Raw genomic sequence first — 25,911 nt, 5'->3', positions numbered from 1 at the left:
TGCTAAATTTTAAATGATGCAAAAAACATTAGGAAATAGCACTATTCTTTATATCGCAAGGATACTATCCTCGACGATCACGGCGTGGTTTATCGCTAAAAGAGCGGTTACTTTTTTCATTAAATTTACGATTTCCACGATTGTCATTACTGCGTTCATTACGTCCGCGTTCTCCACGGAAATCGCCACCACGGCCTTTACGTTTACCATTAAAATCATCACCACCACGAGAACTATCAGACTTCACAGCACCTAAGAAAGACATTTGCATTTGTTTATTCAATACGCGTGTTTTACCGAATTGTTGAAGTAATTCTTTCGGCATACCTTGTGGCAATTCAACGGTCGTGTAGTCATCATAAAGTTTGATATGACCAATATAGCGGCTATTGATATCACCTTCGTTAGCAATCGCACCCACGATATGGCGAACTTCTACGCCATCAGCACGACCCACTTCAATACGATATAAATCCATTGGTTGTGGATTTCCGTAGCCTTTACGTTCGCCACGACGTTCAGCTGAACGTGGATTTTCACGGCGATCACCTCGTTCATTACGTTCACGACGACGTTTTTCCATTGGCGGATCTGGAGGAAGAATTAATTTTTGTTTACCTTGAAGCAGCATCAACATTGCTGCAGCAATATCTTCTTGATCCTGATCGGCTGTAAATAAGTCTTCTAATAAACTACGATATTGCTCTAAATCGTGATGCTCGAGTTGTTTCGTAATTTTTGCGACGAATTTTTTGCGGCGGCATTCTTGTAACACAAGATGATTTGGCAATTCTACTTCATTGATACCTTTTTTCATTAGGTGTTCAATATTACGCAGTAAACGACGCTCGCGAGGTTCAACAAACAATAAAGCACGACCAGAACGACCTGCACGACCAGTACGGCCAATTCGGTGCACATAAGATTCTGCATCAAGTGGAATGTCGTAGTTCACCACAAGGCTGATGCGTTCAATATCAATACCGCGTGCGGCCACATCGGTTGCCACAACAATATCTAAACTGCCGTTACGTAAGCGATCGAGGGTTTGTTCGCGGAGTTGTTGTGTCATATCACCATTAAGTGCGGCAGAACGGAAACCATTTTTTTCAAGTAGTTCTGTAATGTCTAACGTACCGGTTTTAGTGCGAGCAAAGATAATCGCTGCATCAAAATTTTCCACTTCTAAGAAACGAAGAAGGGCTTCGTTTTTACGCACGCCGTGCACATACCAACAACTTTGCTCAATATCTGGAGCATTTTCGTTATTAACTTTGATCTTCACTTCTTTCGGATCATTCATAAAACGTTTCGTAATACGACGGATCGGTTCAGGCATTGTTGCAGAGAATAACGCTGTTTGGTGATTTTCTGGTAATTCTGCCATGACAGTTTCTACATCATCAATGAAACCCATACGTAGCATTTCATCAGCTTCATCTAATACGATAAAACGAAGTTCAGAAAGATTTAATGTGCCGCGACGAATATGGTCAAGAATACGACCTGGTGTACCCACAACCACTTGTGCGCCTTGTTTTAATGCACGAAGTTGGATGTCATAACGTTGGCCACCATATAAAGTAACAATGCGGGAGCCATGAGCATATTTAACAAATTGTTCGCACGCATCGGCAACTTGAATAGCAAGTTCGCGAGTAGGCGCCATCACTAACATTTGTGGATGTTTTTCACTTGGATTGATTTGCGCTAATAAAGGCAGAGCAAAAGCGGCGGTTTTACCACTACCTGTTTGTGCCATACCTAGCACATCATTGCCACTGAGCAAATGCGGAATACAAGCTTGTTGAATTGGAGAAGGGGTTTCAAAACCTAAGTCAGAAACAGCTTTTAAGATGAACTCAGGTAAGCCTAAGTCATTAAAAGTAATTTTGTCAGTCATTAAAATACTCGAATATAAATAAGGAAAGCTCAAAGAGGCCTTCGGTTTATTAAGTTGAGCAGAGCGAATGAATTTTTCTATTCGTTCTACTGCAAAGAGCGGTGAGTTTTGGATTGATTTTTAGAAAACAATCGCTTTTGTTACCGCACTTTTCTCTTCTTTTTCGTCTTCTGTTTGAACCGGTTTTAATTTCATGAGTTCAAACGCGGCAAAACGATACTCAACAAAGTTATAAACCTGATTTGCCATAGCTAGTTTAAATAAAGCTGCTGCTTCATCTACTAGCCCTACATTGAGTTTTTGTTTTGCTAGATAAAAATAGGTTTCTGTGAGAATTTCAGCATATTGTTGTGAATTTTCAGCAAATTCACTTGCACGTTGTTGTAATTCTTCTACAGAGATGCGTCCTAAGTAATATTGAACGATGTGTGTACCCCAGAAGTCCTCTGATAGCCCTTTTGCTCGTTCAACAAGGTTTTTTTGGGCTTCTTGTGGTTTTAATTTTTGTTCGTTCAAATATAGCCATAAGACACGATAGGGATCTTTTGTATCGGCTTGGTAGAACTGTAAGAAATCTTGCTGAGCAAGATGGTAGCGCCCTACATAATAAAAATTTAAACCGCGATTAAGGTGGGTATAGTCATAACTTGAGTCTAATTCAAACACAGTATTGAAAGCTTCCAATGCGCCGTCGTAATCTTCTTCAAGCAATAAATAAAGCCCTAAGTAATTGTACACAGATGCCATTTTAGGCTGTAATGCAAGGGCTTGAGTAAAATCGTAACGAGCAAGTCCCCATAATCCAAGGGAATCATAGAGTACGCCACGTTCAAAATGTAGTGATGCACGTTCTTCATTACTCATTTTTCCAACGAGTAGTACTTGGCTTAATCGCACGATCATCACTTCTTGTTCAAAGTGAGTATTCGGGTTTTGTTCAGCCAACACGACATGATTTTTAGACACAAAACCACTCCTAGACTGAACACAGCCTGCAAGGAGTAAGATCGCACATAAGCTAAATAAATAGACTATAAAATTGCGAGATAAGCGAAAACACCGCATTTGCTTTCTTTATGCCTAAAAGTTGGAAAACAACAAAACTTGGCAGCAGTTGCTACCAAGTTTTGATTCGATATTCCAAGATTATTCCTGTTCTTCTACAGAATCTTCTTGGTTAATTTCAGTTTCTTGTTTTGGAGCCAAGTCTTTCATTGTTAAACGAATACGACCTTGACGATCGATTTCAACAACTTTTACATTTACTTCTTGGCCCACTTGGAGGTAATCACTCACTTTCTCTACACGCTCTTCAGCAATTTGAGAAATATGAACTAAACCTTCTTTATTTCCAACGATTGCTACGAATGCACCAAAATCAGCAAGGCGAGTCACTTTACCTTTGTAAATTGCGCCAGCTTCAACTTCTGCAACGATTTCTTCAATACGTCCCATTACGTTTTTCGCTGCATTGCTGTCTACTGCGGCAATTTTCACTGTACCATCATCGTCGATATCGATAGAAGTACCAGTTTCTTCAGTTAATGAACGAATTGTTGCGCCACCTTTACCAATGACATCTTTGATTTTCTTAGGATCAATTTTCATTGTATAGATGCGCGGCGCATAATCGGAGATATCCGCGCGTGGAGCAGGGATTGCTTGTTCCATTACACCAAGAATGTGCATACGTGCACTTTTCGCTTGGTTTAATGCAATTTGCATAATTTCAGGGGTGATACCTTCAATTTTGATATCCATTTGAAGTGCGGTGACACCTTCGCGTGTACCCGCTACTTTAAAGTCCATATCACCTAAGTGGTCTTCATCACCTAAGATATCTGAAAGCACCACGAATTTCTCTTCTTCTTTCACTAAGCCCATTGCGATACCTGCAACAGCGGCTTTGATTGGTACACCTGCATCCATTAATGCTAAAGATGCACCACATACAGACGCCATAGAAGAAGAACCGTTAGATTCAGTGATTTCAGATACAACACGTACAACATACGGGAATTCTGCAAGGCTCGGCATAACCGCCGCTACACCACGTTTTGCTAAACGACCGTGACCGATTTCACGACGTTTTGGCGAGCCGATCATACCAGTTTCACCTACAGAGTATGGAGGGAAGTTGTAGTGGAATAAGAAGTGATCTTGACGTTCACCTGTTAATTCATCAATGATTTGTGCATCACGTTCAGTACCTAACGTTGCAACGGCTAATGCTTGTGTTTCACCACGGGTGAAAATTGCAGAACCGTGAGTACGAGGTAATACACCTGTGCAGATATCTAATGCACGAACGGTATCAACGGTACGGCCGTCAATACGCGGTTCACCCGCAATGATACGGCCACGGACGATTTGGCTTTCAAGTGCGGTGAAAATATCTACGATTTTACCTTCGCTGATTTCTTCATCTTCAGCTGTGATTTGTGCAATCACATCCGCTTTAATCGCATCGATTTGTTCGTAACGTGCTTGTTTTTCAGTAATGCGGTATGCATCGCCTAAACGTGCTTCAGCAATCGCTTTTACTTTGTTGATTAAATCTGTGTCTGGTTGTGGAGCAACCCAATCCCAACGTGGTTTACCCGCCTCTTTCGCGAATTCTTTAATTGCTTCAATCACAACTTGTTGTTGTTGATGACCGAATACGACCGCCGCTAACATTTGTTCTTCAGTTAAAATATCAGCTTCAGATTCAACCATTAATACGGCTTTGTCTGTACCTGCAACCACTAAGTCTAAACGGCTCTGTTTTTGTTCAGCTATCGTTGGGTTTAATACGAATTGATTGTCGATAAAACCAACACGTGCTGCACCGATAGGGCCGTTGAAAGGCACGCCAGATAAAGTTAATGCTGCAGAAGCACCAATCATTGCCACTAAGTCTGGGCTGATTTGTGGGTTTACAGAAACCACAGTTGCCACAACTTGGATTTCGTTGAAGAAACCTTCAGGGAATAATGGACGAATTGGACGGTCGATTAAACGTGCAATCAAAGTTTCGCCTTCAGATGGACGACCTTCACGTTTGAAGAAACCACCTGGGATTTTACCCGCCGCATAAGTACGCTCTTGGTAGTTTACGGTTAATGGGAAGAAGTCTTGACCTTCTTTCACATCTTTTTTAGCCACAACAGTAACGAATACCGTGGTATCGTCCATGCTTGCCATAACCGCAGCCGTTGCTTGACGTGCAATCGCGCCGGTTTCTAGAGTAACGGTATGTTGACCGTATTTAAATTGTTTAACAATTGGATTCACAATGTTTCCCTTAAAATTTATATTAAAAACAATGCCTTATTTTCCAGATTGCGACTAGCAAAAGAAATCTTTTGTAAAAATAACCGCCGAGCGCTTAAAATTGCTTTTGATAGCCGCACGCTAATGTAGAAAATAAAGCCTAGGCATTATACAGAGGTTTTTGTGTGATTGGTAACTTTATTTCATTTAACCGACTTGGTATCATAGGATAACTTTTAGCCACTATAAGGAAAATTCTATGATTATTAGCAGCTTAACCACCCCAAATTTTAAAGTTGGTTTACCAAAAGTGATTGCTGAAGTATGTGATTATTTGAATACGTTAGATTTGAATACGTTAGAAAATGGTCGCCATGATATTAACGATCAAATTTATATGAACGTAATGGAACCAGAAACTGCAGAATCAAGCAGCAAAAAAGCAGAATTACATCATGAATACTTAGATGTTCAGGTGTTAATCCGCGGCACGGAAAATATAGAAGTTGGCGCTAATTATCCTGATTTGTCTAAGTATGAATCTTACAACGAAGTGGATGATTATCAACTTTGTGCAGATATTGATGATAAATTCACCATCACAATGAAACCAAAAATGTTCGCTGTATTTTATCCTTACGAACCGCATAAGCCTTGCTGTGTAGTAAATGGAAAAACAGAAAAAATTAAAAAATTAGTCGTGAAAGTGCCTGTTAAATTGATTTAATTTTTGAAAAAGTGTTTATAAGGAAAAATTAATGAATATTGATGCATTTATTACAAAAACTAGAAAATTTTATAAGGAGCTTCAAGAACACACAGCAAGTCGATACCGTTCTTGGGAGTATTGCTATACTCAGTTTTATGAAGCTAGAAAAAATCCTGAAAGAGCTAATGTTGATAACTTGAGTTTACATTTGGCATTCTATTTAGCTAGTTGGGGGATGTATAGAGGTTCGTCCTTTTTATTACAATATGATTACACTATCCATACTTCAGTAGTAAAGGAAATATTAAAATCCGAATATAGCACATTATTTGGATTAGAGTGCAAAGAGTTAAATAATGAGCAAACCAGTTCGTTACTAAAGAAACTAAATAGTGAAATTAGTACCATTTATAATCCGTTTCGATTAGAACTAAAGGAAACAGAAGTAACACAAGATATTTCAAATATTTTAGTTTCTAAAGTTTTATTGGGCACATTAGGCTGTGTGCCAGCTTATGATCGTTTCTTTGTTGATGCAGTTAAAAAGAATAAAGTGACGACAGGAAATTACAATATAGCGTCTTTGCAGAAATTAATTAAATTTTATGAAGAGCATCAAGAAAAACTGGAAAATTTAAGAAGTGAATTTTTAATTAAATATGAATTTGATGGGGAAGAAAAAACTCTTGATTATCCTCAAATGAAGCTACTTGATATAGGATTTTGGAAAATTGGTTTTGATTTGTCGAAAGAGCCAAAATAGGTTTCCAAATTTAATAGAAAAAGTGCGATTAGAAATTTATATATTTTTCTGACCGCACTTTTTTATTATTTAATCACCGTAATTGACCATTTTGCATCATCAATTTGTTCGAAGTTTGTTACTTCATAACCTTCTTCTGCCGCCCAAGCAGGGATAGCTTCAGTAGCTTGGGTGCAGTCAAATTCAATTTCTAGGCTATCGCCTTTATTTAACTTAGCCATTGCTTCCTTGGCTTCAACGAGAGGAAAGGGGCAAACAAGGCCAAGTGTTGGTAATTTAACTATCATATAAACTCCTTATGATGCTTTTGCTAATTTTAAACGTTGTGGACGGATAATGGTGAAGTAGGCGGCCACCCAAGTGCCGAGAATCATCAATGGCAATGACACCCAGCCTTGCCAAGAGAAAAAGGCAGTTTCGACTAAACCGTTACCGATGGAACAGCCACCTGCAAGGGTTGCGCCAATACCCATGAGAATACCGCCGAGTCCGCTACGTAAAATTGTGGTGGCATCTGGTACACGGACACGAAATTCATTGCTTGCTTTCGCGCCGATGAATGACCCGATAAAAATCCCTAAGACCAAGAATACGCCCCAATTTATAAATTTATTGTCTCCAGTAACGAGGAATTGCATGATATTGGCTGATGGTCCAGTGATCCCGAGTCCAAATTCACGACCAGTAGCAACACTGAGTGGCCAAGCCGCAAGTGCGATTAATCCGATTAATACGGCAGAGAAAAATGGGTGCCAGCGTTTCTCAAATAATAAGTGAGGAAGCCCCGTTTTCTTTGGTTTTAATGCCGCGACTTTTACGCTTGGTTTGCTTAGGTGTTTGTATACATAGAAAGCCGTCACTAAAGTTAATAATGCGACTAACCACCAAGGTGAAATACCGAATGTATCGTAAATATTGCGTTGTTCAATATTGATACTGCGTAAGGTTTTATTGAATTCCCCTAATGGGCCAGTACGCATGATGGCGCTTAATAACATATAAGTGAATAAGGCGACCCAACTGCCGACTAAGCCTTCTGCAGCTCGGTACCATGTGCCTGTTGCACAACCGCCAGCAAGAACAATGCCGATACCAAACACAAAGGCACCGATAATCACGGCTAGAAAAGCAAAATTTTCAGCCGGATCCACATTTAATATACCGATTTCTTTTAAGAGAAAGAAACCAATAGATTGCACGGTAATCGCCAATAAAAGGGCTACAAACATTTTGTTATTTTTGGTGACATACATATCGCGAAATGCGCCAGTAATACAAAAGCGCCCACGCTGCATCACAAATCCGAGTAAAATTCCGCAAAGTAATCCGGTTAAAAGCATAAATATTCCTTCTATTTTAGAACTAAGTAGGTCGGTATTTTCTAAAAAAATAAGAAGGTAGCGCCAATAACTTTTAGCTAGAAAATATGTTTTTTTGATATAAAAAAAGTTCGGTCAAAAAATTTAGTGTTTTCTGACCGCACTTTGTCGTAAGTTATCTTAGTGTTAAGGGCAGGGTTTACTCACCATAATTTCAATTACTTGGCGATCGATGTGGTGCATACTCTTAGAAGCAATTGAGCATAGATTATCGATAGTGCGATCGAGATCATGCTCAACGATACCTTCATTGCCCGTAACATGGGTTTCGTCCATTGCCATAAGTACTGATTTATAGCCTGAAGCCACGCTGGTGGAGACTTTCATTGCACAGCTATTGGATGCACCATCGCAGATGATTCCGCTGATGTCACCAATCATGCTACAAATGCCCATACTTACCGTTTCAAATTTACCTGTAAGCAAATAGGCGATACCCGCACAGCTTCCCATTGATGCGGTTGTTACTGCGCAAAGGGCAGACAGTTTGGGTAATTTACTGTGGATATAGATGGCCATTAAATGTGATAAGAAGAGCGCTCGAAGGCATTTTTCTTCACTCACGTTTAAATAATCGGCGACTACAACTACTGGCATAGTAGCGGCAATCCCTTGGTTACCTGAACCAGAATTGCTCATTGCTGGCAATGTGGCTCCACCCATACGGGCATCGGAGGCTGCGGTAGTTTCAATCATGATTTTGCTGAGTAAATCATCTGACATTAAACCGCTACCAACTTGTTTACGTAACGTTCTACCAATGTGTAGGCCGTAATTTTCCCGTAATCCTTCGTTAGATAGTGCACGATTGAGCGCAGCAGCTTGTCCGATAAAGCGGATTTTATCGAGCTCAACTTCACAAGAAAATTCAAAGATTTCACGTGCACTCACCTGTTTGAAAATATCATAAGGATCGCAATCATTACATTCATCGTGTTCTTTCTCAAAAATGACCTCGCCATTTTTTTCAATCAAAATGATGTTAGTGTGTTGATCTTGAATTGCGACTTTCACGTAATCATTATCGGCAAACAATGTTGATTCTGAATATAAAATATGTTCGGTTTGATGAATATCTACACTCACTAATTTTTGTTCAAGCATAGTCTTGGCGGCAATAACTTGCTCTGGCGTGATGTGCTTTAACACTTCTAACTTACCCTCAGGGTCACCGCCCAATGCGCCAATTGCCGCAGCAATAGGTAATCCCACCATACCTGTTCCTGGCACTGCAACACCCAATCCATTTTTCATGAGATTAGGTGAGACTTTAGCTTCAATGCGTTCAGGTGTTTTGCCCAAATATTTCGCCGCTGTAGCAGATGCGAGCGCAAGAGAAATGGGTTCAGTACAGCCTAGGGCTGGCACAACATCATGTTTAACGATGTGGAGTAATGGTTTTTCAATTTTGTTAAGTCTTTCTTGATTCATAAAATTCTTTTTAAATACTGTCTTCTTTCTCTATGACTAATATACGCGCTTCGCCTTGTGGATGAGCTACATGTTCGGTACCGATACTCGCATAAAAAATATCACCCGTATGGAGCAATACGGCTTTCTCTTGGCCATTTTCTTTGTAGCGCATTTCGACCGTACCATCCATCACTGCAAAGACTTCTTCACCGTCATTGATATGCCATTTGTAAGGTTTATCTGTCCAGTGAAGACGCACGGAAATACCATTCATATTGGTAATATCGAGGGCTCCCCAAGCACGTTCTGCCGTAAAGTGGCGACTTTTAATAACTTTATTCATGATTAAATTCCTTAGTGCGCTTTATCCCAATTTTGTCCAACACCCACTTCCACAATCAATGGAACGACTAATTCAGCAGCGGCTTCCATGTGTTGTTTAATTTGCTCACGGAAAAATTCTACTTTTTCTGACCGCACTTCAAACACTAATTCATCATGTACTTGCATAATCATTTCAATATCTGGATCGTGACGGATTACTTCATCAATTTTAATCATCGCTCGTTTAATAATATCTGCAGCCGTGCCTTGCATCGGTGCATTAATTGCTACACGTTCAGCCCCTTTACGACGCATTGCGTTGCTAGAATTAATATCAGGTAAATATAAACGGCGACCAAATAGCGTTTCCACATAGCCTTGTGCTTTCGCTTTTTCACGGATATCGGTCATAAATTGCTGTACGCCAGGGTAGCGTTGGAAATATAAATCCATGTATTTTTGTGCATCTGGACGGGAAATTCCCAGTTGACGTGAAAGTCCAAAGGCAGACATTCCATAAATTAAGCCGAAATTAATCGCTTTAGCATTGCGACGTTGCTCACTGGAGACTTCATCTAATGATACACCGAAAATTTCAGCAGCCGTGGATCGGTGAATATCCTTGCCCTGAGAGAAGGCGTTAATTAAACCTTGATCGCCCGAAAGATGCGCCATAATACGTAACTCGATTTGAGAATAGTCAGCGGCGACAATAGAATAACCTTCACGTGCGATAAATGCTTGTCGAATACGACGACCTTCTTCATTCCGAATTGGAATATTTTGTAGGTTTGGATCACTTGATGATAAACGCCCTGTTGCCGTGACTGCTTGATGGTAAGAAGTATGTACTCGGCCTGTTTGTGAATTGACCATTTGAGGCAGTTTATCCGTGTAAGTGGATTTGAGTTTGCTCAACCCACGATGTTCGACCAAAATTTTTGGTAATTCGTGGCTATAGGCTAATTCTTCCAATACTTCTTCATTCGTTGATGGCGCACCTTTTGGCGTTTTTTGTAAAACAGGTAGTCCAAGTTTATCGAACAAAATTTCTTGTAATTGTTTGGTGGAGGCCAAATTAAATGGCTGACCTGCTAATGCGTAAGCTTGTTCCTCAAGTGCGGTTAATCTTGCAGCAATTTCGTTAGATTGTATAAAGAGGGCATCACTATCAATCAAAACGCCTGAGCGTTCCATACGAGAAAGCACATGAAGTAATGGTAATTCCATTGTTTTATATAATTCAACAAGTGTTGGTTCTTCTTGCAGTTTCAACCACAGCGCTTGCTGTAATTTCATTGTCACATCAGCATCTTCTGCCGCGTATTCTGTGGCTTGTTCTAATGGAATTTGATTAAACGTAAGCTGACCTTTCCCTTTTCCTGCAATGCTTTCAAATGCGATAGTCTCATGCCCTAAATAACGTTTAGCTAAATCGTCCATATTATGACGACCCGTACTATTTAGCGTATAAGAAAGCAACATCGTATCAAATTCAACACCTTGTAATTCAATGCCATGACGGGCAAAAATACTTTCATCAAATTTAATATTTTGTCCAATTTTGTGAATGTCAGGATTTTCTAAAATTGGTTTGATAGCCGCAAGTGCGGTCGATTTTTCGAGTGTTTTTGGTGCATCCAAATAATCTAATTGCAATGGTAAATAAGCTGCTTCGCCATTTTCAAGACCAAAAGAGATACCTACTAAATTTGCAGACATATAATCAAGACTGTCTGTTTCAGTATCGACTGCAATGAGTTTTGCTGCATTGAGTTTTTCAATCCAGCGCGTTAAATCTGTTTGAGTGAGCAAGGTTTCATATTTTGTACGATCGATTTGAATTTTAGGCGCGTTCTCCACCGCACTATTTCCCACCGAATTTTGAGCTGGTGATGTCGCCTGATACTGGTTCATTTTCACTGGTTGTTCACCGGTTTGGGTTATGGAGTCTGCGCCATTTATCACTTCATTAAGCCAGCGTTTAAATTCGTAGCGAGCAAAATATTCAATAAGTTGATCGTTTTTGCTTTCTCCAAGCAACAATTCATCTGTTGTCACGTTAAGTTCAACATCTGTTTTGATGGTTGCTAATGTATAAGAAAGATCGGCATTAGTTTTTTCTGCCAATAATTTTTCACCTAGTTTTTTCGCCCCACGAATTGGCAATTCTGCTACTTTCTCAAGATTGGCATAAATTTCAGCCATACTTCCGATACCTTGCAGTAAACCAAGAGCGGTTTTTTCGCCAACGCCAGCAACGCCCGGAATATTATCTGCACTATCGCCCATGAGTGCTAGATAATCAATAATGAGTTCAGGTGGAATACCGTATTTTTCAATCACGCCCTCGCGATCCAATAAGCTATTATTCATGGTGTTGATGAGCATAATATTGTCATCAACTAACTGTGCCATATCTTTATCGCCAGTACTAATGAGCACTTTTTTACCCAAACGCGATGCTTGTAGTGCGAGAGTGCCGATCACATCATCAGCTTCAACCCCTTCCACCACTAAAAGCGGAATCCCCAGTGCACGAATCATATCGTGCAAAGGCTGAATTTGTTTGCGTAAATCATCAGGCATTGGTGGACGGTGAGATTTATATTGTTCAAACATTTCATCACGAAATGTTTTCCCTTTTGCATCAAAAACAACAGCTATATGAGTGGGCTGCACTTGTGAGATGAGGCTTTTTAACATATTTAAAACGCCATACATCGCACCTGTTGGCTCACCTGCGGCATTAGTTAAAGGAGGAAAGGCATGAAATGCACGATATAAATAAGAAGAACCATCCACTAGCACAAGCGGATTTGTTGCAATTTGGGCCATAAAAATCTCGTTTTAAACTGAAAAATGCGGGCATTATAGCGTAATTTATGGTGATGAGCGAACGGCGGATTCAATGTAAAATTTGTGACGAACGTTTTTTGCTATGGCATAATATCAACCACTCAAATATTTAATTTAAGGAAATCAAATGTCGTTAAAATTGGTCGAAATTTTAGTTTTGGGTCAGGTCTTGCGTTTAAACGTGCCCGTTGAACAAGAAGAATTACTGCGCCAAGCTGCGCGTAATTTAGATATATTGGTTTCCGAAATGAAAGAAAAGACAGGCCTTATTCAGCTTGATCGTGTGCTTTCGATTGTGGCTCTCAATTTGAGTTTTGAATTAACACAAGAAAAGAATAAAACACTACAAATAGAAGATGTGTTGAGAACGAAAATCCAGCAATTGGATCATTCTTTAGGAAGTGTTCGAGTATTAAAAGAATAAAATCAGTGATTAATTGTGGCTGAAAATTTAATGATTTTCAGCCGTTTTTTATAGCGTTAGACACGCTTGTATAGTCCATTTTCATTCAAAATTAAATCTTGCAATTCAAGATCGAGCAACTGAACAAGTAAAACATCGACACTCAAGTTAAATTCTTCAGCTAAATCATCAATGCTCACAGGCGTGTAACCGATACGCGAGTAAAGTTTCGGGTGACTTGGGGCTTCTACTAATCGGCGAGGATCGGGTGGTGGCGTGTAATTAGGCACTGCGATCTGGTCAAAATCGATTTCAGTTTGGCTATGGATCGAATGTTGGTAGAGGGTTTCCAAAATATCCTTTGCATTTTCCACCAACATTGCGCCTTGTTTAATGAGACGATTACAACCTTGGCTAAATTCACTTTGAATATTGCCTGGCACAGCAAAAACCTCTCGGTTTTGTTCCAATGCATACCGAGCGGTAATCAGAGAGCCGCTTTTTTCCGTGGCTTCAACCACTAATGTCCCAACCGAAAGCCCGCTAATAATCCTATTACGACGAGGGAAGTTTATCGCAATTGGTGCTTGGTTTGGTAAAAACTCAGAAACTAATGTACCGTTGTTTTGCAAAATGAGTTCTGAAAGTTTTCGATGCTTTACGGGATAAATTTGTTCTAATCCGCTTCCTAAAACTGCAATGGTTTGTCCTTGAATATCAACAACTGCTTGATGGCAATGCCCATCTATTCCCAACGCAAGTCCACTGGTAATCGTAAAGCCAGCCAATGAAAGTTCCGTAGCAAAATATTTAGCCCAATATTCACCATAAGCTGTGCAGTAGCGACTTCCCACCATAGCAATTTGACGTTGTGAAAGTGCGGTTAAATTTCCTTTTACAAATAGCAGAGGAGGAAAGCTCGCTATCTGTTTCAATAGAAAGGGGTAAAAAGGGGAAAAATAATTCACCAAATGATTTCCCTCTTTTTGTGACCACTCTAGCGCTGGCTCAATAAATTTTGTTTCAGGCTTGAACCAACGACGAATTTGAATGGCTCCCCATCCCATTTGTCGAAAAGCAACATCATCATAATTGAGCAACTCATCTAGCGTAATATTGGATAAAATTTTATCAATGCCCACTCCGCCAAGTTTAGGGACTTGCATTAGGCGGAGTAGCGTGTAAGTAATATCGTGCATGCTTTTTCCTTTTTGATTTGAAAATTTAGTATGGAAAAAACGAGTGAAAGAAACGATTAACTTGAAAGCATTTTGCGATATAGATCGCAAAAATTCTTTTTGATGAGTAAAAAATTGCAAAATTTTTCTTATTTTGAAAATGTAGAAAATTCAATAATAAAAATTTGCCGATTATAATCTACTTGGTTGAATATTCTTTTTATTTTGAATTTATTAGTTAAATGTATATTTTGTTTTGTGTTGAGATGATTGTTTTTGATATAAAACGCTAAAAAATAGTTTGACAGCCAGTTTTTTATTCGTAATATGAAAAGTGTTTTACACAGAAGGATTTTTATTTATGTCTCGTATTGTTTCTTTATCTCTCAACCTGCTGCTCTCACATTTTGTGTGCGGCTAAGTTGTGGATGAAAAACATCAGATGTAAATACCCAATTTTAAACCCGCACTTTATAAGCTGCGGGTTTTTTGTCTAAAAAATACAGGAAAATGCGCCGCACTTTCGGAGTGATTTAAGAAGGATATAAATTATGATAGATCGCGTTATTATTTTTGATACGACTTTGCGTGATGGGGAACAGGCATTAAAAGCAAGTTTGACGGTAAAAGAGAAATTACAGATTGCTTTAGCACTTGAACGTTTAGGCGTGGATGTAATGGAAGTGGGGTTCCCCGTTTCTTCTCAAGGAGATTTTGAGTCTGTTCAAACCATTGCGCGTCATATCAAAAATTCTCGTGTTGCCGCGTTATCTCGAGCTGTAGATAAAGACATTGATGCCGCATACGAGGCATTGAAAGTCGCTGAAGCATTCCGTATTCATACATTTATTGCAAGTTCCGCATTGCACGTTGAAGCGAAATTAAAACGTTCTTTTGATGATGTGGTAGGAATGGCAGTTGCAGCAGTGAAACGCGCACGTAATTATACGGATGATGTTGAGTTTTCTTGCGAAGATGCCGGCCGTACAGGTATTGATAATATCTGCCGAATTGTAGAAGCCGCAATCAATGCAGGTGCAACTACAGTAAATATTCCCGATACAGTAGGTTTTTGTTTACCAAATGAATACGGCAACATTATTGCTCAAGTGCGCAATCGCGTGCCAAATATCGATAAAGCTGTGATTTCTGTGCATTGCCATAATGACTTAGGTATGGCAACCGCTAATTCTTTAACTGCAGTACAAAATGGTGCGCGTCAAATTGAATGTACTATCAACGGTATCGGCGAGCGCGCAGGCAATACCGCCTTGGAAGAAGTGGTGATGGCAATGAAAGTTCGCCAAGAATTTATGGGTGTAGATACTCGTATCAATACTCAAGAAATTCATCGTGTGAGTCAAATGGTTAGCCAGCTTTGCAATATGCCGATTCAGCCGAATAAAGCCATTGTGGGTTCAAATGCTTTTGCGCACTCTTCTGGCATCCATCAAGATGGTATGTTGAAAAACAAAAATACCTACGAAATCATGTCTCCAGAAACGATCGGTTTGAAAAAAGAAAAATTGAATTTAACTGCACGTTCTGGTCGTGCAGCGGTAAAAGGTCATATGACGGATATGGGCTATAACGAACAAGATTACGATTTGGATAAATTGTACGATGCCTTCTTAAAATTAGCCGATAAAAAAGGTCAAGTGTTTGATTATGATTTGGAAGCATTGGCGTTTATTGATATGCAACAAGGTGATGAAGATCGTTTAGTATTAGATAAACTTTCTGCTCATTCAACGAAAGAATATCCAGCAACAGCCTTTGTTCAATTGAAGTTGGATGGCGAGAAATTAAGTACGTCTTCAATTGGCGGCAATGGCCCAGTGGATGCCGTTTACAACGCCATCTTAAATTTAACTGGCTTAGAAATCAAAATGTCTCACTATAACTTAACCGCCAAAGGCGAAGGCGCAGAAGCCTTAGGTCAGGTGGATATTGTGGTGGAACATGAAGGCCGTAAATTCCATGGTGTTGGTTTAGCGACAGACATCGTTGAATCTTCTGCACTTGCTTTAGTCCACGCGATCAATGCGATTTATCGAGCGCATAAAGTCGCCGATATTAAAAGCCACAAATATCATTAACCCAATTCCCCTCTTTATAAAAGAGGGGAGAAAATATGAAAAAATTAACCGCACTTTAGTGTGACTGAAATAGGAAAAACAATATGCAATCATACAACATCGCAGTTCTACCAGGAGACGGTATCGGTCCGGAAGTGATGGCTGAAGCCATTAAAGTATTAAACAAAGTCCAAGAAAAATTCGGTTTTAAACTTAACTTCAATGAATTTTATGTAGGCGGCGCTGCAATTGATCACTGCGGTTGCCCATTACCGGCAGAAACCTTAAAAGGTTGTGATGAGGCTGATGCGATTTTGTTTGGTTCTGTTGGTGGCCCAAAATGGACAAATTTACCACCGGATCAACAACCAGAACGCGGTGCATTGTTACCATTGCGTAAACATTTCAAATTATTCTGCAATCTCCGCCCTGCTACCCTTTATAAAGGACTCGAAAAATTCTGTCCATTACGTGCTGATATTGCTGCGAAAGGTTTTGATATGGTGGTGGTTCGTGAATTAACAGGCGGAATTTATTTCGGTCAGCCTAAAGGCCGTGAGGGCGAAGGCGCACAAACCAAAGCATTTGATACGGAAGTGTATTACAAATATGAAATCGAGCGTATTGCTAGAGCTGCTTTTGAGGCAGCAATGAAGCGCAATAAAAAAGTCACTTCTGTGGATAAAGCGAACGTATTACAGTCTTCTATTTTATGGCGTGAAACCGTGACAGAAATTGCAAAAGAATATCCAGAAGTCACCTTAGAGCATATCTATATCGACAACGCGACCATGCAGTTAATCAAAGCGCCTGAGTCTTTCGATGTGCTACTCTGCTCTAACATTTTTGGCGATATTATTTCTGATGAAGCAGCGATGATCACGGGTTCTATGGGGATGTTGCCATCCGCTAGCTTAAACGAAGAAGGTTTCGGCCTATATGAACCGGCTGGCGGTTCCGCTCCAGATATTGCAGGCAAAGGCATTGCTAATCCAATCGCACAAATTCTTTCTGCGGCAATGATGCTGCGTTACAGCTTCAACTTAAACGAAGCCGCAGATGCCATTGAAAATGCGGTACAAAAAGTCTTAGCAAAAGGTCACCGTACGGGTGATTTAGCCGATGACTCTACACCTGTTTCAACTGCGGAAATGGGCACATTGATTGCTAACGCAATCTAATAAAAAACAATGAAAGTGCGGTTCAAAAATACCTCGGATTTTAACCGCACTTACCCTAACAAAAGCCTCTAACGAATTGAGAAATATTATGGCAAAAACACTTTACGAAAAATTATTTGATTCGCACATTGTGTATGAAGCAGAGGGCGAAACGCCGATTTTGTATATCAACCGTCATTTAATCCATGAAGTAACCAGTCCGCAAGCTTTTGATGGGCTACGTGTTGCGGGGCGCCAAGTGCGTCAAGTGAATAAAACTTTCGGCACAATGGATCACAGCATTTCTACTCAAGTACGCGATGTGAACAAACTTGAAGGACAAGCGAAAATCCAAGTGTTAGAACTTGATAAAAACACCAAAGCGACGGGTATTAAATTATTTGATATGACAACGAAAGAGCAGGGAATCGTACATGTGATGGGGCCTGAACAAGGATTAACCTTACCGGGTATGACAATTGTTTGTGGTGATTCCCACACAGCCACCCACGGAGCATTTGGTGCTTTGGCATTTGGTATCGGCACCTCCGAAGTAGAACACGTATTAGCCACACAAACCTTAAAACAAGCTCGCGCCAAAAGCATGAAAATTGAAGTGCGTGGCAAGGTGGCACCGGGCATTACCGCCAAAGACATTATTCTTGCCATTATCGGCAAAACCACTATGGCGGGCGGTACAGGCCATGTAGTGGAATTCTGTGGCGAAGCGATTCGTGATCTTTCTATGGAAGGCCGTATGACCGTTTGTAATATGGCGATTGAAATGGGCGCGAAAGCCGGCTTAATCGCACCAGATGAAACCACTTTCGAATACTTAAAAGGTCGTCCGCACGCACCGAAAGGTAAAGATTGGGATGATGCTGTTGCTTATTGGAAAACCTTAAAATCTGATGACGATGCAAAATTTGATACGGTGGTAACATTAGAAGCAAAAAACATCGCACCACAAGTAACTTGGGGTACCAACCCGGGGCAGGTTATTTCTGTGAATGAAACCGTACCAAATCCGCAAGAAATGGCAGATCCTGTACAGCGTGCTTCGGCGGAAAAAGCCTTACATTATATTGGCTTAGAAGCTGGCACTAATTTAAAAGAAGTTAAAGTTGATCAAGTATTTATCGGATCTTGCACCAACTCGCGCATTGAAGATTTACGCGCAGCAGCGGCAGTGATGAAAGGTCGTAAAAAAGCCGACAATGTAAAACGGATTTTAGTGGTACCAGGTTCCGGTTTAGTGAAAGAACAAGCGGAAAAAGAAGGCTTGGATAAAATCTTTATTGAGGCAGGTGCTGAATGGCGTAATCCAGGTTGTTCAATGTGCTTAGGAATGAACGATGACCGTTTAGGTGAATGGGAACGTTGTGCTTCTACTTCAAATCGTAACTTTGAAGGTCGCCAAGGCCGTAATGGACGAACTCACTTGGTGAGCCCTGCGATGGCAGCGGCTGCGGGAATGTTCGGTAAATTCGTTGATATTCGTGACGTAACATTAAACTAAGGAGCAGAAAATGGCAGGATTTAAACAACTTTCAGGCCTAGTAGTGCCATTGGATGCGGCAAACGTGGATACTGATGCGATTATTCCAAAACAATTTTTACAAGCCATTACCCGCGTGGGTTTCGGTAAACACTTATTCCATGAATGGCGTTATTTGGATGTAGAAGGCACCAAGCCAAACCCTGATTTCGTATTGAATTATCCACAATATCAAGGCGCGACCATTTTATTAGCACGTAAAAACCTAGGCTGTGGTTCGTCTCGTGAACATGCACCTTGGGCATTAGCCGATTACGGTTTCAAAGTAATGATCGCACCAAGTTTTGCGGATATTTTCTACAACAACAGCTTAAATAACCACATGTTACCGATTCGTTTAAGCGAAGAAGAAGTAGAAGAAATTTTCCAATGGGTGTGGGCAAATGAAGGCAAACAAATCCATGTGGATTTAGAAGCGATGACCGTAACCGTAGGTGACAAAGTCTATCACTTTGAACTGGATGAATTCCGCCGTCATTGTTTGTTAAACGGCTTGGATAATATTGGTTTAACCCTTCAACACGAAGACAAAATCTCAGAATACGAGAAAAACATCCCAGCGTTCTTGCGCTAAAAAGATAAAAGTGCGGTGATTTTTCACCGTACTTTTTGATCTAATCTAACGTTTTAATGATTCCATTATCGACTGAAAACATTTTTCTGTTTTCGACTTGCATCTCTTTTAATTGTTCTTGAGTAATGGCGGTAACAAACACTTGTGAACCGCTTTGTTGTAATCGTTCTGCTAATAATGCTCGCTTATATTGATCCAATTCCGATGCAAAATCATCGATTAAAAAAATACAATGGCGTTGCTTTTCTTTCATTAAATGCTCGCCTTGAGCCAGTCTCAATGCGCACATTAAAAGTTTAAGTTGTCCACGAGAAAGTACATCTTCCACCGGTAATCCCTGTGCTTTGAAACGAAAATCAGCTTTTTGAGGTCCAGAAAATGTGTAATTTAAGGCACGATCTCGTTCAAAATTTTGCTCAAGAACCTCTGCGTAATCTGTATTTTTTTCCCATCCTTGATGAAAGCTGACATTAATTTCTAATTCAGGGAGGAAAAGTTGGCAAGTTTGCTCGATTTCAGGGCGTAGTGCTTCTGCATAGTCGGCACGCCATTGACTCACTTGATGAGCGAGTTTGGCAAGCTCGACATCCCAAACTTTAATAGCGGAGTAGGGCTGATTTTGTGCAAGCGCTGCATTTCTTTGTTTGAGTAATCGATTAAGGTTGCTCCAGGCAGCATAAAAACTTGTTTGATGGTGAAACAGTCCCCAATCCAAAAATGCTCGACGATAACTTGGCCCACCATTCAGTAAGGTTAAGCCTTCTGGGGTGATTAATTGCATTGGTAAAAGATGAGCAAGATCGGAAATTTTATTGCCATCTTCGCCGTTAATTTTTACTAACGTATTGCCTTGACGAAGTTTTTGTAACCCCACTGACCATTGATGTTGGCTTTCTTGGATTTGTCCAAATAGAGTAAAGTGAGGTTCGTCGTAAGAAATGATGCGATTTGTTACCGCACTTTTGAATGAGCGTCCGTGACCAAGATAAAAAATTGCTTCCAATAAGCTCGTTTTCCCGCTGCCATTGTTACCGACCAAAAAGTTAAAGCCGGGATCAAAATTAAGATCCACGGCTGTTAAGTTACGAAATTTTTCTACCAGTAAGCGCGAAATCGCCATATTATAAACGCATTGGCATAATTACATATTCGCTACTGCTATCTTCGCAGTTTTCGATTAAGCAACTGGAAGAGGGATCAGTTAAGCGCATGCGAACTTGATTGCATTTAAGCGCATTTAAAACATCAAGAATATAGGTGACATTAAAGCCCACTTCTAATTCTTCGCCATTGTAATTTACATCGACGATTTCTTCCGCTTCTTCATGTTCGGTGTTGGAGGCGGTAATTTTTAGTTGGTTTTCGCTTAAGTTTAAACGTACGCTACGCACACGCTCATTCGATAAGATTGATGCGCGAACAAAGGCTTGTTTAAGGATTTCCCAGCTGCCTTCGACAATTTTCGTTGCGTTACGAGGCAGCACTCGGCGATAGTCGGGGAAACGACCATCAATTAATTTTGATGTAAATACAATGTTTTTTAGATGAATACGTAAATTGTTGGTACCGATTTGTAAACGCGCGGGTTCATCGCTTGTTTCTAATAAGCGAACAAGTTCTAACACGCCTTTACGCGGTAAAATCACAGAATGATTTTGTAATTCTTGTTCAAGTGAGATAGTACAGACAGCAAGTCTATGACCATCTGTCGCCACAGTACGCAATAAATTGCCTTCTGTTTCAAACTTCATGCCATTTAAGAAATAGCGCGCATCTTGGTTTGCCATGGAAAATTGAGTGGCTTCAATTAAACGGCGCAAGGTATTTTGCGGTAGTTCAAAATCTACTTCAGACTGCCAATCCGTGAGGTTTGGATATTCTTCTGCTGGTTGAGTTGTGAGTGTAAAACGGCTACGCCCAGATTGCACTAGTGCACGGTCTTCTTCAAAAGTAACCGTGATTTCTGAATCATCAGATAAAGTGCGGCAAATATCTAAGAATTTTTTTGCTGGAATCGTGAAGGTGCCATTTTCAGAAGACGATGAAAGCTGAGTTTGACTCGATAATTCGACTTCCAAATCTGTGCCTGTGATAGTCAATAGATTGTCTTCAATTTGCAACAACACGTTGTTTAACACAGGAATGTTTGGACGATTACTCAATACGCCGCATACTTGTTGCAACGGTTTTAATAAATTTTCTCTTGAAATACTAAATTGCATTGCGTTCTCCTTTTATGCGGACAAAGTGCGGATTAAATTCGCCCAATCTTCTTGAATGCTATTATCTTGCTCGCGGAATTTTGGTACTTCGCGGCAAGCGTTTAATACGGTCGTGTGATCACGGTCAAAGGCACGACCGATTTCAGGCAAACTGCGGTTTGTTAATTCTTTTGCTAATGCCATGGCAATTTGGCGAGGACGAGTCACTGAACGCGCACGACTTTTTGATTTTAAATCTGAAACCTTAATTCGATAATATTCAGCCACTACTTTTTGAATATTTTCAATAGTAACTAAGCGTTCTTGCAGAGCCAAAATATCTTTTAAGGTGTCACGCACGAAATCAATATCAATGTCACCGCCTTTGAAGTCTTGCATTGCTTTCACTCGATTTAATGCCCCTTCAAGTTCACGCACGTTGGTACGCAAGCGTTGAGCAATGAAGAAAGCGACTTCTTCTGGCAAGTTCATATTATGTTCTTCTGCCTTTTTCAATAAAATCGCTACACGCGTTTCAAGATCGGGCGGCTCAATGGCTGTTGTTAAGCCCCAGCCAAAACGTGATTTTAAACGTTCTTCAATTCTTTCAATTTCTTTAGGATAACGATCCGATGTTAAGATAATTTGGCGACCAGTTTCAAATAAGTTATTGAATATATGGAAGAATTCTTCTTGAGTTTTTTCTTTTTCAGCGAAGAATTGAATATCGTCCACTAAAAGCGCATCGAGAGAACGATAGAATTTTTTGAATTGATCCATTTTATTATCACGCACTGCTTTTACCATATGTTGCATAAAGTTATTTGCGTGAATATAAAGCACACGCGCATTCGGTTTATTGGCTAAAATACCGTTGCCAATCGCGTGTAATAAGTGGGTTTTCCCTAAACCTGTACCACCATATAAGAAGAATGGATTGGCTGAAGGTTCACCTGGCGCTTGAGCAAGTTTTTGACCAACTGCACGTGCGAGTTGGTTCGATTTACCTTCAACAAAGTTATCAAATAAGTGTTTAGTATTTAGATGGGATTCAAATTTTACTGAAGCACTAGATTCAGCTTGAAAATCTACCGCACTTTCTGTTTTAGGATTGCCACTTGGTGCACTTTCTACTACTTTAGGTGCAGGTTTGACCCCTTCTTTTAAAGAAATTCGAAGTTCAGGATTTTGTGCAAGTGTTTGACAAATTTGCTGGATTTGTGCGAGATAATGAGTTTCTACCCAACCTTTCACAAACATATTAGAAGCATATAGAACAATGTGGTTATCCGCCACCACATCAGCCTGTAAAGGACGAAGCCAAGTGCTAAGATCGCTGGCCGAAACTTGATCTTGAAGTTGTAACAGGCAACTTTGCCAAAGATTTGAGAGATTCACAAAAGGATCCTTGTTGTTTTTGTAATAGAGAAAAGTGCGGTAAAAATTGGCGGAGATTTTACAATAAATGCGTGGAAAGATCTTCTAAAAAATCGGCTTGAGATTTATACAAAAATCCGTATAATCCCCCCGATTTTGGAAGTTCGAGAGTTTTTCCCGAAAAATTTCCGTTTCTTATTTGACGAACGCGTATTTTATGATTAAAATTGCGCTCTATTTTTATTAACTTATAATCTGGATTTAGGTAGATTACAATGAAACGTACATTTCAACCTTCTGTATTAAAACGTAGTCGTACTCACGGTTTCCGTGCTCGTATGGCAACTAAAAATGGCCGTCAAGTTTTAGCGCGTCGTCGTGCTAAAGGTCGTAAAAGTTTATCTGCATAATCACCGTTCTTAGTGGTTAAGCTGAACTTTTCAAGGGAGTTACGTTTGTTAACTCCCGTTCAATTCAAAAATGTCTTCGAACAACCGTTCAGAGCTAGCACTCCAGAAATAACCATCCTTGCCAGAAAAAATAATCTTGAGCATCCTCGCTTAGGTTTGACTGTGGCTAAAAAACACTTAAAACGAGCCCATGATCGTAATCGTATTAAACGCTTAGTACGAGAAAGTTTTCGTTTATCGCAACATCGTTTACCAGCATGTGATTTTGTTTTTGTTGCAAAAGGTGGTATTGGTAAGCTTGATAATAGCTCTTTTGTGCAAATCTTAGAAAAATTATGGCAACGACACATTCGTTTGGTGCAAAAATCTTAATTGGATTTATTCGTTTCTATCAACTTGTTATTAGTCCTCTTATCGGGCCTCGTTGTCGGTTTGTGCCCACTTGTTCTTGCTATGGCATTGAAGCGTTAAAAACACATGGATTGTTAAAAGGTAGTTGGCTTACTCTAAAACGTGTATTAAAATGTCACCCCTTGAACGCTGGTGGATTCGATCCTGTTCCACCTAAAATCAATAATAACGATGAGAAAAAATAATGGACTCAAGACGTAGCCTATTAGTGTTAGCGCTAATTTTTATTTCTTTCCTTGTTTATCAGCAATGGCAGTTGGATAAAAATCCACAAGTGCCAACTGAGCAAACAACTTCAATGACAGCCAATTCTGATGTTCCGGCAAGTTCTCCTTCTTCTAATTCACAAGTCGTAGCAGATTCTCAAACTCATGGCCGTATTATTACTCTTGAAAACGATGTACTTCGTTTGAAAGTTGATACTTTAGGCGGTGATGTAATTAGTTCTGAATTATTAAAATATGATGCAGAATTGGATTCAAAAACACCGTTTGAGTTATTAAAAGACACCAAAGAACATGTGTATATTGCGCAAAGTGGTTTAATTGGTAAAAACGGTATCGATACTCGTTCCGGTCGTGCGCAATATCAAATTGAAGGTGATAATTTTAAATTAGCAGATGGTCAAGAATCTCTTTCTGTGCCTCTTCTTTTTGAAAAAGATGGTGTAACTTATCAAAAAATCTTCGTATTAAAACGTGGTAGCTATGATTTAGGCGTAGATTACAAGATTGATAACCAAAGTGGTCAAGCTATTGAAGTAGAGCCTTATGGTCAATTAAAACATTCTATTGTTGAAAGCTCTGGTAATGTCGCAATGCCAACTTATACTGGTGGCGCATATTCTTCTTCAGAAACAAACTATAAAAAATATAGTTTTGGCGATATGAAAGATAATAATCTTTCTATTGATACTAAAGCTGGTTGGGTTGCAGTATTACAGCATTATTTCGTATCTGCCTGGATTCCTAATCAAGATGTAAATAATCAACTTTACACAATTACAGATACTAAAAATAATGTCGCTTCAATCGGTTATCGTGGTCCAGTTGTGACAATTCCTGCTGGTGGTCAAGAGACGATTACAAGTTCATTATGGACTGGGCCTAAACTTCAAAATCAAATGGCTACCGTAGCAAACCATTTAGATTTAACAGTTGATTACGGTTGGGCTTGGTTTATTGCTAAACCGTTATTCTGGTTATTAACCTTTATTCAAGGGATTGTATCTAACTGGGGCTTAGCGATTATCTGTGTAACAATCGTGGTGAAAGCAATTTTGTATCCACTTACGAAAGCACAATATACTTCAATGGCTAAAATGCGTATGTTGCAACCTAAAATGCAAGAAATGCGTGAGCGTTTTGGTGATGATCGCCAACGTATGAGCCAAGAAATGATGAAACTTTATAAAGAAGAAAAAGTAAATCCACTTGGTGGTTGTTTGCCAATTCTTCTTCAAATGCCAATCTTCATTGCATTGTATTGGACATTTATGGAAGCTGTTGAACTACGCCATGCTCCGTTCTTTGGTTGGATTCAAGATTTATCAGCACAAGATCCTTATTATATTTTCCCTATTTTAATGGGTATCTCAATGTTCTTGTTGCAAAAAATGTCGCCAACACCAGTGGCTGATCCAATGCAGCAAAAAGTGATGAACTTTATGCCATTAGTGTTTATGTTCTTCTTCTTATGGTTCCCTGCTGGTTTAGTGTTGTATTGGTTAGTTTCTAACTTAATTACAATTGCACAACAGCAATTGATTTACCGTGGATTAGAGAAAAAGGGATTACATTCTCGTAAGAAATAATCTTAAATGAATGGAAAGAAAGGCACCAAAAGTGCCTTTCTTTGTTTTATCAGTCGTGGTAAATATTGCTACGGTTAATGATAGTAATAGCGCTGTTGGTAAATATATACATTTTCTCAATAGGGTAATATTACGATTAGTCT

The 25,911-nt window shown here is 39.7% G+C and carries 23 protein-coding genes; 11 read left to right on the top strand and 12 right to left on the bottom strand.

All coding sequences use genetic code 11. The features are described from left to right. Positions 1-64: 64 nt before the first annotated feature. The 3 genes from KKW16_RS02935 to pnp form a co-directional block, all read right to left on the bottom strand. Positions 65-1,903 carry a DEAD/DEAH box helicase gene (locus tag KKW16_RS02935; protein WP_048954291.1) on the bottom strand — a complete coding sequence of 613 codons (1,839 nt, stop codon included), beginning with the start codon at positions 1,901-1,903 and terminating at the stop codon, positions 65-67. A 120-nt stretch (positions 1,904-2,023) separates the two neighbouring features. Beyond that, on the bottom strand, positions 2,024-2,968 hold the full coding sequence (gene nlpI, locus KKW16_RS02930; protein ID WP_048954290.1) for a lipoprotein NlpI: 945 nt from the start codon (positions 2,966-2,968) through the stop codon (positions 2,024-2,026). An 81-nt stretch (positions 2,969-3,049) separates the two neighbouring features. Further along, a complete protein-coding gene (gene pnp, locus KKW16_RS02925; RefSeq protein ID WP_048954288.1) occupies positions 3,050-5,179 on the bottom strand; it encodes a polyribonucleotide nucleotidyltransferase in 2,130 nt (709 codons plus the stop codon). Positions 5,180-5,417: 238 nt separating this feature from the next. On the opposite strand from pnp, the gene nanQ reads away from it, so the two are divergent. After that, positions 5,418-5,885, top strand: coding sequence for an N-acetylneuraminate anomerase (gene nanQ / locus KKW16_RS02920; protein WP_048954287.1), 468 nt, complete (start codon positions 5,418-5,420; stop codon positions 5,883-5,885). Between the two features lie 31 nt (positions 5,886-5,916). Next, positions 5,917-6,630 (top strand): hypothetical protein, encoded by a 714-nt coding sequence (locus KKW16_RS02915; RefSeq protein WP_048954285.1) that lies wholly within the window; start codon positions 5,917-5,919, stop codon positions 6,628-6,630. Positions 6,631-6,695: 65 nt separating this feature from the next. On the opposite strand, the gene KKW16_RS02910 is transcribed toward KKW16_RS02915, so the two are convergent. The 5 genes from KKW16_RS02910 to polA form a co-directional block, all read right to left on the bottom strand. Then, a complete protein-coding gene (locus KKW16_RS02910) occupies positions 6,696-6,917 on the bottom strand; it encodes a sulfurtransferase TusA family protein (protein WP_048954284.1) in 222 nt (73 codons plus the stop codon). A 9-nt stretch (positions 6,918-6,926) separates the two neighbouring features. Next, entirely contained in the window at positions 6,927-7,970 is a 1,044-nt protein-coding gene (locus tag KKW16_RS02905) for a YeeE/YedE family protein (RefSeq protein ID WP_048954282.1), read from the bottom strand. 165 nt (positions 7,971-8,135) lie between these two features. Continuing rightward, positions 8,136-9,440, bottom strand: a complete 1,305-nt coding sequence (locus tag KKW16_RS02900; RefSeq protein WP_048954280.1) for an L-cysteine desulfidase family protein — start codon at positions 9,438-9,440, stop codon at positions 8,136-8,138. 10 nt (positions 9,441-9,450) lie between these two features. After that, entirely contained in the window at positions 9,451-9,765 is a 315-nt protein-coding gene (locus tag KKW16_RS02895) for a cupin domain-containing protein (protein WP_048954279.1), read from the bottom strand. Positions 9,766-9,776: 11 nt separating this feature from the next. Further along, complete coding sequence (polA, locus tag KKW16_RS02890) at positions 9,777-12,584, bottom strand: DNA polymerase I (RefSeq protein ID WP_048954277.1); 2,808 nt, start codon at positions 12,582-12,584, stop codon at positions 9,777-9,779. A 148-nt stretch (positions 12,585-12,732) separates the two neighbouring features. On the opposite strand from polA, the gene KKW16_RS02885 reads away from it, so the two are divergent. Then, positions 12,733-13,029, top strand: coding sequence for a cell division protein ZapA (locus KKW16_RS02885; protein ID WP_048954276.1), 297 nt, complete (start codon positions 12,733-12,735; stop codon positions 13,027-13,029). A gap of 56 nt (positions 13,030-13,085) precedes the next feature. Here the strand turns inward: KKW16_RS02885 and dprA are convergent, their stop codons facing one another. Continuing rightward, positions 13,086-14,207 carry a DNA-processing protein DprA gene (gene dprA / locus KKW16_RS02880; RefSeq protein ID WP_048954274.1) on the bottom strand — a complete coding sequence of 374 codons (1,122 nt, stop codon included), beginning with the start codon at positions 14,205-14,207 and terminating at the stop codon, positions 13,086-13,088. 530 nt (positions 14,208-14,737) lie between these two features. Between dprA and leuA the strand changes: the two genes are divergently transcribed. From leuA to leuD, 4 genes are all read left to right on the top strand, one after another. Then, positions 14,738-16,285: a 2-isopropylmalate synthase gene (gene leuA, locus KKW16_RS02875; RefSeq protein WP_048954273.1), complete on the top strand. Its 1,548-nt coding sequence runs from the start codon at positions 14,738-14,740 to the stop codon at positions 16,283-16,285. A gap of 83 nt (positions 16,286-16,368) precedes the next feature. After that, positions 16,369-17,445, top strand: a complete 1,077-nt coding sequence (gene leuB, locus KKW16_RS02870) for a 3-isopropylmalate dehydrogenase (protein WP_048954271.1) — start codon at positions 16,369-16,371, stop codon at positions 17,443-17,445. An 88-nt stretch (positions 17,446-17,533) separates the two neighbouring features. Then, positions 17,534-18,943: a 3-isopropylmalate dehydratase large subunit gene (leuC, locus tag KKW16_RS02865; RefSeq protein WP_048954269.1), complete on the top strand. Its 1,410-nt coding sequence runs from the start codon at positions 17,534-17,536 to the stop codon at positions 18,941-18,943. 10 nt (positions 18,944-18,953) lie between these two features. Beyond that, positions 18,954-19,556, top strand: coding sequence for a 3-isopropylmalate dehydratase small subunit (gene leuD / locus KKW16_RS02860; RefSeq protein ID WP_048954267.1), 603 nt, complete (start codon positions 18,954-18,956; stop codon positions 19,554-19,556). Between the two features lie 40 nt (positions 19,557-19,596). Here leuD and recF read toward each other — a convergent pair whose 3' ends face one another. Genes recF through dnaA form a run of 3 tightly spaced genes read right to left on the bottom strand, consistent with a single transcriptional unit; the run spans position 19,597 to position 23,155 of the window. Beyond that, complete coding sequence (gene recF / locus KKW16_RS02855; RefSeq protein ID WP_048954265.1) at positions 19,597-20,676, bottom strand: DNA replication/repair protein RecF; 1,080 nt, start codon at positions 20,674-20,676, stop codon at positions 19,597-19,599. A 1-nt stretch (position 20,677) separates the two neighbouring features. Further along, positions 20,678-21,778, bottom strand: coding sequence for a DNA polymerase III subunit beta (dnaN, locus tag KKW16_RS02850; RefSeq protein WP_140524232.1), 1,101 nt, complete (start codon positions 21,776-21,778; stop codon positions 20,678-20,680). A gap of 12 nt (positions 21,779-21,790) precedes the next feature. Beyond that, the gene (dnaA, locus tag KKW16_RS02845; protein ID WP_140450180.1) at positions 21,791-23,155 is read right to left on the bottom strand and encodes a chromosomal replication initiator protein DnaA; all 1,365 of its coding nucleotides are present in this window, start codon (positions 23,153-23,155) and stop codon (positions 21,791-21,793) included. Between the two features lie 254 nt (positions 23,156-23,409). Between dnaA and rpmH the strand changes: the two genes are divergently transcribed. From rpmH to yidC, 4 genes are read left to right on the top strand one after another with little or no spacing between them, the layout of a single operon-like run. Beyond that, positions 23,410-23,544, top strand: a complete 135-nt coding sequence (gene rpmH / locus KKW16_RS02840; protein ID WP_005539760.1) for a 50S ribosomal protein L34 — start codon at positions 23,410-23,412, stop codon at positions 23,542-23,544. 12 nt (positions 23,545-23,556) lie between these two features. Then, entirely contained in the window at positions 23,557-23,916 is a 360-nt protein-coding gene (gene rnpA / locus KKW16_RS02835; RefSeq protein ID WP_032803246.1) for a ribonuclease P protein component, read from the top strand. Continuing rightward, positions 23,880-24,140 (top strand): membrane protein insertion efficiency factor YidD, encoded by a 261-nt coding sequence (yidD, locus tag KKW16_RS02830; RefSeq protein ID WP_005631409.1) that lies wholly within the window; start codon positions 23,880-23,882, stop codon positions 24,138-24,140. Before rnpA ends, yidD begins: the two co-directional genes overlap by 37 nt. Then, a complete protein-coding gene (yidC, locus tag KKW16_RS02825; protein ID WP_048954259.1) occupies positions 24,140-25,768 on the top strand; it encodes a membrane protein insertase YidC in 1,629 nt (542 codons plus the stop codon). Before yidD ends, yidC begins: the two co-directional genes overlap by 1 nt. The last annotated feature ends 143 nt before the right edge of the window (positions 25,769-25,911 follow it).

This window comes from Haemophilus sp. SZY H8, from assembly GCF_018829755.1.
Classification (GTDB): domain Bacteria; phylum Pseudomonadota; class Gammaproteobacteria; order Enterobacterales; family Pasteurellaceae; genus Haemophilus; species Haemophilus haemolyticus_K.
The sequence above is the reverse complement of the archived record's forward strand: the minus strand, read 5'-3'. Positions and strand labels throughout refer to the sequence as shown.